The organism is Falsiroseomonas oryziterrae, assembly GCF_021864505.1.
Classification (GTDB): Bacteria; Pseudomonadota; Alphaproteobacteria; order Acetobacterales; family Acetobacteraceae; genus Falsiroseomonas; species Falsiroseomonas oryziterrae.
This window is the reverse complement of sequence record NZ_JAKJIB010000017.1, coordinates 1-14,702: the sequence shown is the minus strand read 5'-3', so window position 1 is coordinate 14,702 and position 14,702 is coordinate 1. Positions and strand designations below refer to the sequence as shown.

Genomic DNA, 14,702 nt, shown 5'->3' with positions numbered 1-14,702 from the left:
GCCTACAGCTCCAGCCGCGTGCGGCGATCGAGCGGCCGCGAGAACAGCCCGGCGAGGTCGCCGGCCTGGTCGTAGCCTTGGATCGGGGTGAAGACGAGCTCGATGGACCACTTGGTCGCAAAGCCCTCCGCCTCGAGCGGATTGGCCAGCCCCAGGCCGCAGACGGTCAGGTCGGGCCGCGCGGCGCGGCAGCGGTCGAGCTGACGGTCGACATGCTGGCCTTCTGAGAGCTGCACGCCGTCCGGCAGCAGCGCCATCTCCTCCGCCATGTGGGCGCGGTGGAGATAGGGCGTGCCGACCTCGGTCAGGCGCATCCCCAGCTCGCGCGAGAGGAAGCGCGCCAGCGGGATCTCGAGCTGGCTGTCGGGGAAGAAGAAGATGGACTGCCCCTCGAGCTTCGCGCGGTGGCGGGAGACTGCGGCCCTGGCGCGGATCTCGCCGGCTTCCGTCACTTCGCGGATCTTCCCCTCTGGCGTGCCCCAGGCCTCGGCGGCCGCGCGCAGCCAGCGCGTCGTGCCCTCGGCGCCGAGCGGAAAGGGTGCGGCGATGCGGGTGGCGCCGCGGGATTCGAGGAGCCGGGCGGTGTCGCCGAGGAAGGGCTGCGCCAGCAGGTAGCGCGTGCCGGATCCGATCGCAGGCAGCTCCGCCGCGCTGCGTCCAGGCAGGAAGCGCACCGGGCCGACGCCGAGTGCCGCGAAATGGCGCAGCATCTGGTCCTCGACCACCTCCGCCAGCGCACCGACGACGAGGAGGGAACGCGCCGTGCCGGGCTCGGCCGGCATCTCCGGCACGAGCGCGGCGAGGCAGGCGTCCTCGCCTTGCGTGAAGGTCGTCTCGATCCCGCTGCCGGAGTAGTTCAGCACCCGCACCTTCGGCGCGAAGCGCTTCGACAGGCGCTGCGCGGCGCGCGAGAGGTCGAGCTTGATGACTTCCGACGGGCAGGAGCCGACGAGGAAGAGCATTCGGATGTCGGGCCGCCGCTCGATCAGCCGCGTGACGACACGGTCCAACTCGTCGTTGCAGTCGGCGAGGCCCGCCAGGTCGCGCTCGTCGATGATGGCGGTGGCGAAACGCGGCTCGGCGAAGATCATGACGCCGGCGGCGGACTGCAGGAGATGCGCGCAGGTGCGGCTGCCGACGACGAGGAAGAAGGCGTCCTGGATCTTGCGGTGCAGCCAGACGATGCCGGTGAGGCCGCAGAAAACCTCGTGCTGGCCGCGCTCGCGCAGGATGGGCGGCTGCGCGCAGCCGGCGGTGCTTGGCGCGCTGGCCAGGCTCATGCGGCGCGCATCCCGCCGGCCATGCGCGCTTCCTGTTTCCGCGCCGCGCGCAGCTTCATCACGAACTGCACGGCATTGACGACGTAGGCCGCATAGGCGGCGAGCGCGAGCAGCATCTGGAAGGTGCCGTCGCCGAGCCCCGCGAACACCGCCGCCAGGTAAGCGGTGTGCAGCGCCAGCACGAGCATCGAGAACATGTCTTCCCAGTAGAAGGCCGGCGCGAAGAGGTAGCGGCCGAAGACCTCCTTCTCCCAGACGCAGCCGGTGACCATGATCGTGTAGAGCACGAGCGTCTTGATCACGACCGATGCGGTGGCCGTCGCGAAGCCCTCGCCGGTGGCGAGGTAGTTCAGGACGAAGCCGAGGCTGACCAGGAAGACGACGAACTGGATCGGTGCGAGCACGCCCTGCACCAGGGTCCAGGGCGAGGCGTCGCGGCGGACGCGCTCCTCCGGCGTGTAGAGCGGCTGCGTGGTCTCCTCGATGCGTCCCACGCGCCGTCCGGCGGCCGCGCCCCAGGGCGAGGCATCGAGGGCGTCGAGAAGACCAGCGAGGCGGCGCGCTGTAAGCATTGCTTGACAACCCCCGGTCAATGGCAGTCCGCTGTCGTTCGCGCGAGGTCCGCGGCCCGGCAGGGCAACGGATCGCCGGACAGGACCCCATCCACGAGGGCCGGACCGGCAGCAGGGGCAGGACGGTTATTCATCTCGCTCCCCAGCTTCGCGCTTCGATGAGGGAGGCTAGTGAGTCAGCGCGACGAGTGTCAAGCATCATTGACGTAAATCAGGATTGACAGACGGCTCGTGCTGGCGTGACAGTCAATGGCGGGAGAGGCCCATGCCCTCGACACCCCTGTGCGCCGGAGTGCCGCTGGCCGACATGACCGACAGTGCAAGCCCAAATGCCGCGGCGCTGAGCGAGGGGGACCTCTCGGCCAGCTTCGCCAGCTTCGGCGCCGATTTCGGGGACGCGCTCGCGCCCGACGCCGGCGTGATCTCCGGGCGCCGCCGCGTCGCGCTGCTGGCGCGCGCGCTCGAATCCGAGGTCATCCCCCGATTGGTGCTGTCCCGGCACACCGGAGGCTTTCCCGCACGGGAAGCCGCCGATCAGCCGGGCCCGGATGCCGCGGATGTGGACGCCATGGTGCACGCCGCGCTTCGCGGCGACCTCGCCGGCGCCAGCGCGCTGATCGGCCAGCACCGCGCACGCAACCTGCCGCTCGAGCGCATCTATCTGGAGCTGCTTGCCCCGGTCGCCCGCAGGCTCGGCGCGATGTGGGAGGAGGATCGGTGCGACTTCACCGCCGTCACGATCGGCCTGTGCTGCCTGCAGCAGCTGGTGCTCGAGAACAGCCACGCCTTTGGGCCTCGCCCGGGGCGTCGCGACACGGAGCGCCGGATCCTGCTCGCACCGGTGCCCGGTGAGCAGCACAGCTTCGGCCTGCTCATGGTTGGCGAGTTCTTCCGCCGGCAGGGCTGGGACGTCTGCAGTGGCACGGGTGCAAGCGGCCGCGAGCTGGTGGCGACCACGCGCAAGCAGTGGTTCAGCATGATCGGCTTCTCGCTGTCGTCCGAATCGCGCCTCGACACGCTCGCCCAGCTGATCCGCGAGATCCGGCGTGCGTCGCGCAATCCGCATCTCGGCGTGATGGTGGGCGGCGGCGTCTTCGCGGAGCGGCCGGAGCTCGCGGCGCTCGTCGGCGCGGATGCCACGGCCGCGGACGGCCAGCAGGCCGTGCTGAAGGCGGAGACGCTGCTCGCTCTTCTCGTCCAGGAGGCATGAGGAATCGCCAACCCGGCGGAGCCTTCGTTGCAGTTGCTGTTGATTGCGTTCCAGGAGGACGGCTCGACGATGGGGTCCCCGGGCTGGAAGGACCGGATGCCGCGTGAAAGCGTTCAGAAGCCCACGAATCTCGCTCGGTCAGCTCGATGCGGATGCCGCAGCCGGGCTGGTCGTGGCATCCGCGGATCTCGCCCTCGTGCTGGATGAGGTCGGGGCGATTCGCGACCTGGGCTTCGGCAGCGACGATCTCGCGCGCGACCTCGAGGCTGCCGAAGCGTGGCTCGGCAAGCCGTGGGTGGACATCGTCGCGCGCGACAGCCGCACCAAGGTGGAAGCCCTGCTTGGCGGCCGCGACGCGGCCGACGCGCCGCGCTGGCGCCATGTGAACTACGTGGCCGGCGAAGGGACGGCGCTTCCGGTCCTCTGCGCCGTCGCGCCGCTCGGCCGTGCCGGGGCGCGGGTGGTGTTCGGCCGCGACCTGCGCCCGCTGTCGCACCTGCAGCAGCGCTTGGTAGAGGTGCAGCAGTCCATGGAGCGCGACTATTCGCGCCTCCGCCAGGCCGAGACGCGCTACCGCTTGCTGTTCCAGATGTCGGTCGATCCGCTGCTGGTGCTAGATGCGGAGACGCAGCGCGTGCTGGAAGCCAACCCGGCTGCGCAGCGGCTCTTCGCGGGCGGCGCCCGGCGCCTGACCGGGCGCCCGCTGCCGGAGGCCTTCGCTGCCGAGGACCGCTCGGCGCTCCACTCGCTTCTCACCACACTGCGCAGCGCCGGCCGCGTGGACGACCTGCGGGCCCGGCTTGCCGAGGAAGGGCCGGAGGTGACCGTCTCCGCCTCCACCTTCCGCCAGGAAGGCGGCCTGTTGGTGCTGGTGCGGCTCGAGGTCGCAGGCGGTGCGACGGACGGGGCCGGACCGCCCGAGGCGCGAAGCAAGCTGCTCAAGGTCGTGGACGGCGTCCCGGACGGCTTCGTGGTCACCGATGCCGAGGGGCGGATCCTGACCGCAAACGCGGCCTTCCTCGACATGACGCAGCTGACGTCGGAGGACCAGGCGCGCGGGACGGGACTCGACCGCTGGCTCGGGCGGCAGGGCGTCGAGTTCGAGGTGCTGCTGGCGACGCTGCGCAACCGCGGCTCCGTCCGGCTCTATGCCACCACGCTGCGCGGTGAGCTCGGCGGCCAGACGGAGTGCGAGATCTCCGGCGTCGCGGTGCTGCATGGCGGCCAGCCCTGCTACGGCTTCTCGATCCGCGACGTCGGGCCGCGCGTCCGGCCGGCACGCATCGGCGAGGGCGCGACGCGTTCCGTCGAGCAGCTGACCGAGCTGATCGGCCGCGTGCCGCTCAAGGACCTGGTGCGCGAGGCCACCGACGCGATCGAGAGGCTCTGCATCGAGGCGGCGCTGGACCTGACCGGGGACAACCGCGCCTCGGCGGCCGAGATGCTCGGGCTGAGCCGGCAGAGCCTCTATGTGAAGCTGCGCCGCTACGGCCTCGGCGATCTCGGCTCGGACGAGGCGGAGGGCTGAGCGCGATGTCCGACCACGCCGCCCCCGTTCCCGTCCGCAGCGTCCCGGCGCCGTCGGCGATCCTCGAGCTGCTGAAGCCGATCACCTGGTTCCCGCCGATGTGGGCCTTCGGCTGCGGCATCGCGGCGTCCGGCGCCGTGCTGGCCGATCGCTGGCCCTATGCGCTGCTCGGCATCCTGCTCGCCGGCCCGCTGGTGTGCGGCATGAGCCAGGCGGTGAACGACTGGTTCGACCGCCATGTGGACGCGATCAACGAACCGCACCGGCCGATCCCCTCGGGCCGCATGCCCGGGCGCTGGGGCCTCTATGTCGCGATCGCCTGGACCGGCGTGTCGCTCGGCGTCGGCGCGCTGCTCGGGCCCTGGGGCTTCGCAGCCACGGTGCTCGCCTGCATCCTCGCCTGGATCTACAGCGCGCCGCCGCTGCGTCTGAAGCGGAGCGGCATCTGGGGTCCGCTCGCCTGCGGGCTCGCCTATGAATCGCTACCCTGGATCACCGGCGCCGCCGTGCTGTCGGGCCTGGCGCCGGACCCGAAGGTCGTCGCCGTCGCAGTGCTCTACGGCCTCGGCGCGCACGGCATCATGACGATCAACGACTTCAAGTCGATCGAGGGCGACCGGCGCTTCGGCCTGCGCTCCCTGCCGGTGATGCTGGGGCCGGAGCGCGCGGCGCTCGCCGCCTGCTGGGTGATGGCTCTGCCGCAGATGGCCGTGGTGGCGCTGCTGCTCGCCTGGGGACACCCGATCGCCGCCGGCATCGTCGCCGCCGTGCTGGCGCTGCAGGGGCTGTCGATGCGGAAGTGGCTGCGCGACCCGCGCGGCCTCGCACCGTGGTACAACGGCGCCGGCGTGACGCTCTACGTCGCCGGCATGATGGCCAGCGCGGTGGCGCTCGCACCATGAGCACGCAGGCGCCGCTCGGCTGGCTCGGCATCCTGCGCCTGGGGCTGGTGCAGACCTCGCTCGGCTCCATCGTGGTGCTGACCACGGCGGCGCTGAACCGCGTGATGGTGGTGGAATACGCGCTGCCGGCGATGCTGCCCGGCGCTCTGGTCGCGCTGCACTACGCCGTGCAGATGCTGCGGCCGCGGCTCGGTCACGGCTCGGACCAGGGTGGCCGGCGCACCCCCTGGATCGTCGGCGGGATGGCGGTGCTGGCGCTCGGCGGCACGCTGGCCGCGGTCGCCACGGCCTGGATGGGGACCGCGCTGCTGCCCGGCATCCTGCTCGCGGTCGTGGCGTTCCTGCTCGTCGGACTCGGCGTGGGCGCGGCGGGCACCTCGCTGCTCGTGCTGCTCGCCGCCCGCGTCGCCCCCGCGCGCAAGCCGGCCGCCGCCTCCCTCGTCTGGATCATGATGATCGCTGGCTTCGTCGTGACAACCGCGACGACCGGGCGGCTGCTCGACCCCTATTCACCGGAGCGGCTGATCGCCGTGACCGCCGGCGTGTCCGTCATCGCCTTTGTCGTCAGCGTCCTCGCTGTCCTCGGCATGGAGGGATCGGGCGCGGCGCGCGACGCCGGACGCGCGCGCGCCAGCTTCCGCGATGCGCTCCAGGAGGTCTGGGCTGAGCCGGTGGCGCGCCACTTCACCGTCTTCGTCTTCGTCTCGATGCTGGCCTACAGCGCGCAGGACCTGATCCTGGAGCCCTTCGCGGGCGCCGTCTTCGGCATGACGCTCGGCGAATCGACGCGCATGTCCTCGCTGCAGCATGGCGGCGTGCTGGCCGGCATGATCCTGATCGCAGTGGTCGGCAGCCTCGCCAAGGGCGGCATCCGCGCGCTGCGCGGCTGGATCGTGGTCGGCTGCCTCGTCGCCTTCTCGATCCTGGTCGCCCTCGCCTTCGCCTACCAGGCGACCGAGGCCTTCCCGCTGCGCACCGCCTTCTTCGCGCTCGGCGTGGCGAACGGCGCCTTCGCCGCCGCCGCCATCGCCGCGATGATGCAGCTGGTCAATGCCGGCCGGCCGGGCCGCGAGGGCGTGCGGATGGGCATGTTCGGCGCGGCGCAGGCCATCGCCTTCGGCCTCGGCGGCTTCCTCGGCACCGTCCTGCTCGATCTCGGACGCCTCGTCACCGGCAGCGTCACGGGCGGCTACGGCGTGGTGTTCCTGGTCGATGCCGCGCTGTTCCTGGCCTCCGCCGCGCTCGCGCTGCGCATCGGCCAGGAAGCCACGCGCCGCAGCACCTTCCGCAACGCCGCGCCGGCGGCATTCTGATGAAGGAAGACGGCATGACGACCGACACCTTCGATGTCGTGGTGGTGGGCGGCGGCCCCTCCGGCGCCACGGCCGCGCACGACCTCGCGCGCAACGGCCGCTCCGTGCTGCTGCTCGACAAGGCAGGGCGCATCAAGCCCTGCGGCGGCGCGATCCCGCCGCGCCTGATCAGGGATTTCGAGATCCCGCAGCACCTGCTGGTCGCGCGCATCACCTCCGCCCGCATGGTCTCGCCGAAGGACCACGAAGTGGACATGCCGATCGACACGGGCGGCTATGTCGGCATGGTGGACCGCGAGGAGTTCGACGAGTTCCTCCGCGTTCGCGCGGCCGACGCCGGCGCCGTGCGCGCCACCGGCAGCTTCGAGACGTTGTCGCGCGACCCGGATGGCACGGCGGTGGTCGAGTATCGCGCCAAGGGCGCGTCCGACGATGCGCGGCCGGTCCGCGTGCGCGCGCGGCTGGTGATCGGCGCCGACGGCGCCCGCAGCCAGGTCGGCAAGCAGGCGGTCCCGGGCGCCGACAAGGTGAAATGCGTCTTCGCGTACCACGAGATCGTCGAGGCGCCGTCGCAGGAGGTGCCGAGCTACGACGCCAACCGCTGCGACGTGTACTACCAGGGCAAGCTGTCCCCCGATTTCTATGCCTGGATCTTCCCGCACGGGAAGACGGTCAGCATCGGCACGGGCTCGATGCACAAGGGCTTCTCGCTGCGCGGCTCGGTGGCGGAACTGCGCAAGGCGACCGGCTTCGACAAGGTGCGCACCATCCGCCATGAAGGCGCGCCGATCCCGCTGAAGCCGCTGAAGAAGTGGGACAATGGCCGCGACGTGCTGCTGGCCGGCGACGCCGCCGGCGTAGTCGCGCCGGCCTCCGGCGAAGGGATCTACTACGCGATGCTCGGCGGCCGGCTCGCGGCCGACGCGGCGGAGGAGTTCTGCCGCAGCGGCAATGCCGCCGCACTCGGCCTCGCGCGCAAGCGCTTCATGAAGCAGCACGGCCGCGTGTTCTGGATCCTCGGGATCATGCAGTACTTCTGGTACTCGTCCGACAAGCGCCGCGAGAAATTCGTCAAGATCTGCGAGGACAAGGACGTCCAGCGCCTCACCTGGCAGAGCTACATGAACAAGGAACTCGTGCGCCGCGACCCGATGGCGCACGTGAAGATCTTCTTCAAGGACCTCGCCCACCTCTTCGGCTTTGCGCGCGCCTGATGCTGCCCGGCCGCGCCAAGAAGAACGGAGCCTGACACGGCATGAAGCTCTCCTCCCTCGACGCCCCGCTGCAGGGCCTCCGGCCGACCGGCGTCGGCAGCCCGCATCGCCGCGGGACCACGCGCGCGCTCCCGCTGCGCGTCGGCACGCGCGGCTCGCCGCTCGCGCTGTGGCAGACACGGCACTTCCTCTCGCTGATCACCAAGGTCTGCCCGTTGCTGCGCGAGGTGAACGCGTTCGAGGAGCACGTGATCGCCACCTCGGGCGACATCGTGCAGGACAAGCGGCTCGCCGACATCGGCGGCAAGGGGCTCTTCGCGAAGGAGATCCACGAGGCGCTGGCGGATGGCCGCGTGGACTTCGCCGTGCACAGCCTGAAGGACCTGGAGACGGAGCTGCCGCCCGGCATCGTGCTCGCCTGCACGCTGCGGCGGGAGGACAGCCGCGACGCCATCGTGCTGGGGCCGGAGTGCAACGCCCCGTCGTCGGAGGATCCCTATGCCTGCCTGCCGCGCGGCGCGCTGGTCGGCACAGCGAGCGTGCGGCGCCAGAGCCAACTTCTGCATGCGCGGCCCGACCTGCAGGTGGAGATGATCCGCGGCAATGTCGGCTCCCGCCTCGCCAAGGTGCGCGGCGAGGGTGGGCCGCAGGCGTCGCTCCTCGCGCTGGCCGGTCTGCGGCGGCTCGAGATGGCGCATGAGGCCGGCAGCGTGCTGGACCCGGAGGTGATGGTGCCAGCGGCCTGCCAGGGCATCGTGGGTGTGACGGTGCGGTCCGACGACGTCGAGCTGCGCGAACTGCTCTCCGTCATCGAGGACGCGGAAGCCGCGGTGGCAAGCCGAGCCGAGCGCGCGCTACTGTCGGAGCTCGACGGCTCCTGCCGCACGCCGATCGGCGGGCATGCGAAGCTGCGTGCGGACGGGACGGTGGAGCTGACGGGTCTCGTCGCGCGAGCCGACGGCTCGTTCCTGCTGAAGCGGAAGCTCTGCGGGACGGCGGCGGATGCGGACCGGCTCGGGCGCGAGCTTGGCGACAGCCTGCGTCGGGACAGTCCGGCGGACGTGTTCGGCTGACCTGCCGCGCGGTGCGCTTCAGCCTCGCCAGCGCGTAGCCAGGTCGAAGAGGTGCGCCGCGAAGGCGGCGAGCAGGACCAGCGCGATCCAGCCCCACCAGGCGCCGGTCAGCGCGAAGCGCAGCGCGATCACCAGCGCGACGCCCGGCAGCACCAGCGCCAGCACGGCGCGCGGCGACGGCCCGTGGCCCGTGCGGCGACGCCAGGCGAGCAGCAGCGCCGCCTCCACCGCCAGCACGAGCAGGATCAGGTCGGCGACGCGGCCGGAGGAGAAGAACGCCTCCACCCGGCCCGCCGTCGGTCAGCCCAGCGCCTCGCGCCGGACCGAGAGGTCCACATAGCGCGACGGGTCGTTCAGCTCGCGCGGCGGCTGGGCGAAGCGGCTGCGCAGCGCGAGCACGGTGCGGAGGCCCGCCTCGTCGATGCGGAGGTCGCGGTAGATGCCGTTGGTCGGGTCCAGCAGCGCCTCGGTCGCGCGCGCCGCGACGGGCGGCGCCATCTGGGCGCGGGCCGAGAGGATCGCCGCGGCCTCGCCGCGGTTGGCGTCCAGCCACTGCACGCTCTCGCGGAAAGCGCGGGTGAAGGCGACGAGGGCGGCGCGACGCTCCGTCACGACGCCACGGCGCGCCGCCGCGCTGATGCCCTGGTAGGCGCCGATCACCTCGCGGGCGCGCACCAGCCGGCGCTTGCCTGCGGCCTCCGCCGCGAGGTCGAGCGGCGTGTTGAGCAGCGTGGCCGCCTGGCGCCCTTCCCGCAGCGCGGCCAGGCGCTGCGCGCCGCCGCCGACCGCGACCCACTCGACCTGGTCGGCGATGCCGGCGCGGCCGAGGATCTCACGCAGCACGAAGGCGAAGCCGGTGGTCATCGCATCCACCGAGACCTGCTTGCCGCGCAGTGCCTGGAGGTCGGCGATGTCGGGCTGCGCCATCACGCTGAGCATCCCGTCATCCACGCCGAACAGCGCGACGAAGTCGGACGGGCCCGGCAGCTGCGCCTCGCCCTGCCCCTCGTTGTAGGCGACGATGTTGTCGATCGAGGTCAGCGCCAGGTCGAAGCGGCCGCCATAGAGGTCGCTCGCCATGGCGCGCGAGTTCGGCGTCAGCTCCAGCGTCACCTCGAGCCCGTGGCGGGCGAAGATGCCGTGCTGCTGCGCCGCCCAGATCGGCAGGTTGGACGCGCCGGCGAAGGCGACGACGCGCAGCGGCTGGACCGCCTGTGCGCCCGCAGTTCCCGACAGCGCCAGACCCGCGCCCGCCGCCATCGCCGTCCTCCGCGTGATGCCGTTCATTGTTGTTCCCTCCCCAAACCCGGCGGACCGCTCAGTCCGCGAACTGGCCCGCAGCCTGGAGGATCGGACGCCAGCGCTCGATCTCGGCCGCCAGGTAGGCGCGGTGCGCTTCCGGCGTCACGCGGTTCAGCGGCTCCGGCGGGCTGGCGAGGTCGTTGAGGCGCGCCACCACCGCCTGGTCCTGGATCGCGACGCGCAGCGCTTGGTTCAGCCGCGCAATGACCGGCTGCGGCGTGCCGCGCGGGGCGTACATGCCGTGCCAGATCGCGACCTCGAAGCCGGGCAGGCCGGCTTCCGCCGCCGTCGGGATGTCGGGGGCCTGCGGCAGGCGCGTCGCCGTTGTCATGGCGATGCCGCGGATCCGGTTCTCGCGCACGAAGGGCAGCGAGGAGGTGGTCTGGTCGCAATAGACGTCGAGGCGCCCGGCCATCAGCTCGGGGAAGACCGCGCCCGATCCGGTGAAGGCGACGGAGGTGAAGTTGATGCCGAGTGCGGCCTGCAGCAGCGTGCCGCAGAGCTGGCTGGCGGAGCCGAGGCCGACATTGGCGAGGTTCACGCCGTCGCGCCGCTCGCGCGCGAAGGTCAGGAAGTCGGCCAGCGTGGTGCCGGGGAAGTTCGGCCGCACCGAGATCACCATCGGCGTCGCGGTGACGAGGCCGAAGGGCTCGAGGTCGGTGACCGGGTTGTAGGCGAGCCGGCGGTAGAGCGTCGGCTGCGTCGCGAGGCCGATATTGGTGTAGAGGATGGTGTGGCCGTCGTTGCGCGCCTGCACGACGCGCTGCACGCCGATGGTGCCGCCGCCGCCGCCCACATTCTGCACGACGACCGGCTGACCGAGGTCGCGGCCCATCACCTCCGCCAGCATGCGACCGACGATGTCGGTCGGCCCGCCCGCGCCGAAGGGGATCACCATGGTGATCTGCTGCGTCGGGAAGTTCTGGGCCAGCGCGGGCGCCGCGAGGGCAACCGTCGTGCCGAGGGCCATCGCGCCGAGCAGGCGTCGCGTGATGCTCATCCGTTTGATCTCCCCAAGTCAGGCGTTCTTCTTTGCAGCTTGCTAGCGGCCGCCGCCAATGTCCACCAGCGCACCCGTCATGTAGGAGGCGGCTGGCGACAGCAGGAACACGGCGAGTGCGGCGACTTCCTCCGGCTCTCCGGGACGGCCGAGCGCGATGGGGGCGGTGATCTGCTTCAGGCGGTCGGCGCCGGCGCGCTGCTCGTGGCTCTCGGTGCGGATCACGCCGGGGCGGATGCAGTTCACGCGGATGCCGAGCTTGCCGACCTCGTTGGCGAGCCCCGCGGTGAAGCCGTCCACCGCGCCCTTGGCGGCTGCGTACATCACGCGCCCGGGCTGGCCGCCGAGCACGCTGGCGCGGCTGCCGATGTTGACGATGACGCCGCCCTCTCCCCCGCGGTCGGTGGCCATGCGCCGCACCGCCTCGCGCGAGCAGAAAACGGTGGTGCGCAGATTGCCGTCCATCATGCGGTCGTAGTCGGCGGCGGTGATGTCGGCGATGCGCGCCTCCGCGCTGCCGCCGGCATTGTTCACCAGGCCCTTCACGCGGCCCATCGCATCGGCGGCCTCGAACAGCGCGGCGATGCCGGATTCGGTCATCACGTCCGCCTGGATGGCGCGCGCCGTGCCGCCCGCGGCCTCGATCGCACGGACCGTCGCGTTGGCGCTGTCGGCGTCGCGCGCGTAGTTCACCGCGACTGCCCAGCCATCCGCGGCCGCGGCCTTCGCGATGGCGGCGCCGATGCCGCGGCCCGCGCCGGTGACGACCAGAACGCCGCGCGTCATCGCGACCATCCGCCGACCTGGGACAGCTCCGCCCGTGCCTCGGCCGCGGTCATCGGCTCGGCGCCGAATTCGCGCAGGATGCGCACGGCACGTTCCACCAGCACGGTGTTGCTGACGGCCAGCTCGCCCTTGTTGAGGTAGATGTTGTCCTCGAGCCCGACGCGCACATGGCCGCCGAGCAGCCAGGCCTGCGCCAGCATCGGGAACTCCATCCGCCCGATCGCGAAGGCCGCCCAGGGATGCCCCGACGGGATGATGGAACGCGCGTAGTTCAGCGTCTCCGGATTCCAGTCGAAGCCCCAGCGGATGCCCATGCAGACCTGGAAGAGGCAGGGCCCCTTCAGCACGCCCTCGGCCAGCAGGTGCTTGGCCAGCGCGATGTCGCCGGAATCGAAGACCTCGAGCTCGGGGATGGTGCCGGCGGAGTAGATCAGCTCCGCCATGCGCGTCACGGACCAGGGCGCGTTGATCACCACCGCGCTGCCCGACCACATGGTGTTCAGGTCGAGCGTCGCAATCTCCGGCTTCAGCGCGACGATATGCGCGACGCGCTGGTCGGGCGGCAGCAGCGTGCTGCCTGCGGCGGCGACGCGCGGGTTGTCGCGATCCGGCACGAAGCGGCCACCGGGGCCGGTGGTCAGGTTGATCACCACGTCGGTGCCGCTCGAGCGGATGCGGTCCACGACGTCCTTGTAGAGGTCGAGCGACATGGACGGCCGCCCGGTCTCGGGGTCGCGGACATGGATGTGGGCGACGGCCGCGCCGGCCTTCGCCGCGTCGATCGCGGCGTTGGCGATCTGCTCCGGCGTGATCGGCAGGTAGGGCGTCTGCTCGGGTGTCGTGATGTTGCCCGTGACCGCACAGGTCAGGATGTACTTGCGCCGCATGGTCTATTCCTTCGGCGGCCCGAAGGCCGGCTTGCCGCGTGTGATGTCGAGGAAGCGGGTGATGAGCACGCGCTCGAACAGCCCGTGCTTCGAGAAGGGATCGCCGGCCGAGAACGCCTCCGCCGCCGCGCGGTCCGGCACGTCCACGATGAAGACGCTGCCGATCCGCTTCTGGCCGTCATCCTCCACCATCGGCCCGGCGAGCTTGATGTCGACCGGACTGGCCTGCAGGTAGGCGCGATGCGCGTCGTAATGCGCATCACGGATCGCCTGGCCATCCGGCCGCTGCGTGCAATGGATCAGGAAGAGCGGCATCAGGCGGCGTCCAGCTTCGGAATGCGGAACTCGTAGGTGAGCTTCGCGGGCTTCCCGTCCTTCTTCGGCGCATCCCAGTCGGTCACCAGGCTCGCCTTCACGCCGAACACCGCATCGTCGTGCAGGTACGGGTCGCCGTCGCGGAAGATGTGGGTGATCAGGTCGCGATAGCCCGGCTTCTTGATCCAGAAATGCACATGCGTCGGGCGCATCGGCCCGCGCCCCATTGCGGACAGCACGCGTCCCACCGGACCGTCATGCGGCACCGGGTAGCTCGCCGGCATCACCGTCGGGAAGGCGACCACGCCGTCGGGCCCGGTGACGAAGCGGCCGCGCATGTTGTGTTCGTCGCCGAGCTGGCTGTCGTAGAAGCCCTCCGGCGAGGTGTGCCAGACATCCACCTGCGCGCCGTCGAGCGGCCTGCCCGCCTCGTCGCAGATCCGCACCTCGACCTCGAGCGGCTCGCCCGGCACGCCTGGCGACATGTTCTGGCCGTTCGCCATCCGCGGCGGGTTCTCGCGGTGGAAGGGGCCGAGCACCGTCGTCTCCGACACGCTCGCATGCGTGCGGTGCGCGATGGCGTCCACCAGCATCGAGACGCCGAGGATGTCGGAGAGCAGGATCACCTCCTGCCGCTTGTCGTCGCACCAGCGTCCGAGCTCGGACAGGAAGGCGACGCCCTGCTCCCATTCCTCGGGCGTCAGCTCCACCTCGCGGACGAAGTCGTGCACGTGGCGGATCAGCGCAGTCATGACCTTCTGGATGCGCGGATCTGCGTCGGGCCGGATGCGCTCCAGCACGGCCTGGGTCAGGTTCTCGCTGGTGTAGGTGATGTGGCCGTCGGCCATCGGACGTCCCTCCTCCCGCGGGCTGGTCAGCCCTGCATGTCCAGCACGATACGCCCGCGCGTGCCGCGCGCCACTGCCGCATAGCCCTCGGCGCCGCGCGAGAGCGGAACGAGCTGCGCGATCACCGGGGCCGGATAGGCACCGCTCTCGAAGCCGGGCCGCAGCGCGTCCATCAGCGGCGCGCAGTCGGCCGCCTTGCGCTTCAGGCTGTCGAGCCCGATCAGGCGGCATTCCCGGCGGTAGAAGGGGATCAGCTCGAGCTTCACCTGCTCGCCGGGCGTGCCGGCGATGGCGATGATCCGCCCGCGGAAACCGAGCGCGGCGATCGCCGCCTCCGTCAGGTCGGGCCGGCCGACGCAGTCATAGACCACGTCCACGCCCTTCCCGCCGGTCATCTCCGCCATCGCGGCGGCGAGGTCGGCGGTGTCGAGATCGACGAATTCCGAGGTGGCGTGGCGCGCCGGCGCATCCG

The 14,702-nt window shown here is 71.4% G+C and carries 16 protein-coding genes; 6 read left to right on the top strand and 10 right to left on the bottom strand.

The annotated features are described in order from the left end of the window. Positions 1–2: 2 nt before the first annotated feature. Entirely contained in the window at positions 3–1,280 is a 1,278-nt protein-coding gene (locus L2I40_RS03255) for a ferredoxin:protochlorophyllide reductase (ATP-dependent) subunit N (RefSeq protein WP_237213431.1), read from the bottom strand. After that, complete coding sequence (bchF, locus tag L2I40_RS03250; RefSeq protein ID WP_237213430.1) at positions 1,277–1,852, bottom strand: 2-vinyl bacteriochlorophyllide hydratase; 576 nt, start codon at positions 1,850–1,852, stop codon at positions 1,277–1,279. The genes L2I40_RS03255 and bchF overlap by 4 nt, the downstream gene beginning before the upstream one ends. A gap of 265 nt (positions 1,853–2,117) precedes the next feature. Between bchF and L2I40_RS03245 the strand changes: the two genes are divergently transcribed. The 6 genes from L2I40_RS03245 (at position 2,118) to hemC (ending at position 9,092) form a co-directional block, all read left to right on the top strand. Beyond that, on the top strand, positions 2,118–3,062 hold the full coding sequence (locus L2I40_RS03245; RefSeq protein ID WP_237213429.1) for a cobalamin B12-binding domain-containing protein: 945 nt from the start codon (positions 2,118–2,120) through the stop codon (positions 3,060–3,062). Positions 3,063–3,165: 103 nt separating this feature from the next. Continuing rightward, positions 3,166–4,590 (top strand): transcriptional regulator PpsR, encoded by a 1,425-nt coding sequence (gene ppsR, locus L2I40_RS03240; RefSeq protein ID WP_237213428.1) that lies wholly within the window; start codon positions 3,166–3,168, stop codon positions 4,588–4,590. 5 nt (positions 4,591–4,595) lie between these two features. Next, the gene (gene chlG / locus L2I40_RS03235; protein ID WP_237213427.1) at positions 4,596–5,492 is read left to right on the top strand and encodes a chlorophyll synthase ChlG; all 897 of its coding nucleotides are present in this window, start codon (positions 4,596–4,598) and stop codon (positions 5,490–5,492) included. Continuing rightward, positions 5,489–6,805 carry a BCD family MFS transporter gene (locus tag L2I40_RS03230; RefSeq protein ID WP_237213426.1) on the top strand — a complete coding sequence of 439 codons (1,317 nt, stop codon included), beginning with the start codon at positions 5,489–5,491 and terminating at the stop codon, positions 6,803–6,805. Before chlG ends, L2I40_RS03230 begins: the two co-directional genes overlap by 4 nt. Before the next feature lie 14 nt (positions 6,806–6,819). Next, positions 6,820–8,019 carry a geranylgeranyl diphosphate reductase gene (locus tag L2I40_RS03225; protein ID WP_237213425.1) on the top strand — a complete coding sequence of 400 codons (1,200 nt, stop codon included), beginning with the start codon at positions 6,820–6,822 and terminating at the stop codon, positions 8,017–8,019. Positions 8,020–8,060: 41 nt separating this feature from the next. Further along, complete coding sequence (gene hemC, locus L2I40_RS03220) at positions 8,061–9,092, top strand: hydroxymethylbilane synthase (protein ID WP_237213424.1); 1,032 nt, start codon at positions 8,061–8,063, stop codon at positions 9,090–9,092. Between the two features lie 18 nt (positions 9,093–9,110). Here hemC and L2I40_RS03215 read toward each other — a convergent pair whose 3' ends face one another. The 8 genes from L2I40_RS03215 to L2I40_RS03180 form a co-directional block, all read right to left on the bottom strand. Beyond that, a complete protein-coding gene (locus L2I40_RS03215) occupies positions 9,111–9,377 on the bottom strand; it encodes a hypothetical protein (protein ID WP_237213423.1) in 267 nt (88 codons plus the stop codon). 15 nt (positions 9,378–9,392) lie between these two features. Beyond that, positions 9,393–10,379, bottom strand: a complete 987-nt coding sequence (locus L2I40_RS03210; protein ID WP_237213422.1) for an ABC transporter substrate-binding protein — start codon at positions 10,377–10,379, stop codon at positions 9,393–9,395. A 31-nt stretch (positions 10,380–10,410) separates the two neighbouring features. Continuing rightward, entirely contained in the window at positions 10,411–11,394 is a 984-nt protein-coding gene (locus L2I40_RS03205) for a tripartite tricarboxylate transporter substrate-binding protein (RefSeq protein ID WP_237213421.1), read from the bottom strand. A gap of 42 nt (positions 11,395–11,436) precedes the next feature. Next, on the bottom strand, positions 11,437–12,180 hold the full coding sequence (locus tag L2I40_RS03200) for an SDR family NAD(P)-dependent oxidoreductase (RefSeq protein WP_237213420.1): 744 nt from the start codon (positions 12,178–12,180) through the stop codon (positions 11,437–11,439). Beyond that, on the bottom strand, positions 12,177–13,067 hold the full coding sequence (locus L2I40_RS03195; protein WP_237213419.1) for a BKACE family enzyme: 891 nt from the start codon (positions 13,065–13,067) through the stop codon (positions 12,177–12,179). The genes L2I40_RS03200 and L2I40_RS03195 overlap by 4 nt, the downstream gene beginning before the upstream one ends. Positions 13,068–13,070: 3 nt before the next feature. Beyond that, on the bottom strand, positions 13,071–13,382 hold the full coding sequence (locus L2I40_RS03190; RefSeq protein ID WP_237213418.1) for a YciI family protein: 312 nt from the start codon (positions 13,380–13,382) through the stop codon (positions 13,071–13,073). Then, positions 13,382–14,230: a dioxygenase family protein gene (locus L2I40_RS03185; RefSeq protein ID WP_237213417.1), complete on the bottom strand. Its 849-nt coding sequence runs from the start codon at positions 14,228–14,230 to the stop codon at positions 13,382–13,384. The genes L2I40_RS03190 and L2I40_RS03185 overlap by 1 nt, the downstream gene beginning before the upstream one ends. A 26-nt stretch (positions 14,231–14,256) precedes the next feature. Further along, positions 14,257–14,702 (bottom strand): zinc-binding dehydrogenase (locus tag L2I40_RS03180; protein ID WP_237213416.1); only part of this gene is annotated, 446 nt, incomplete at its 5' end.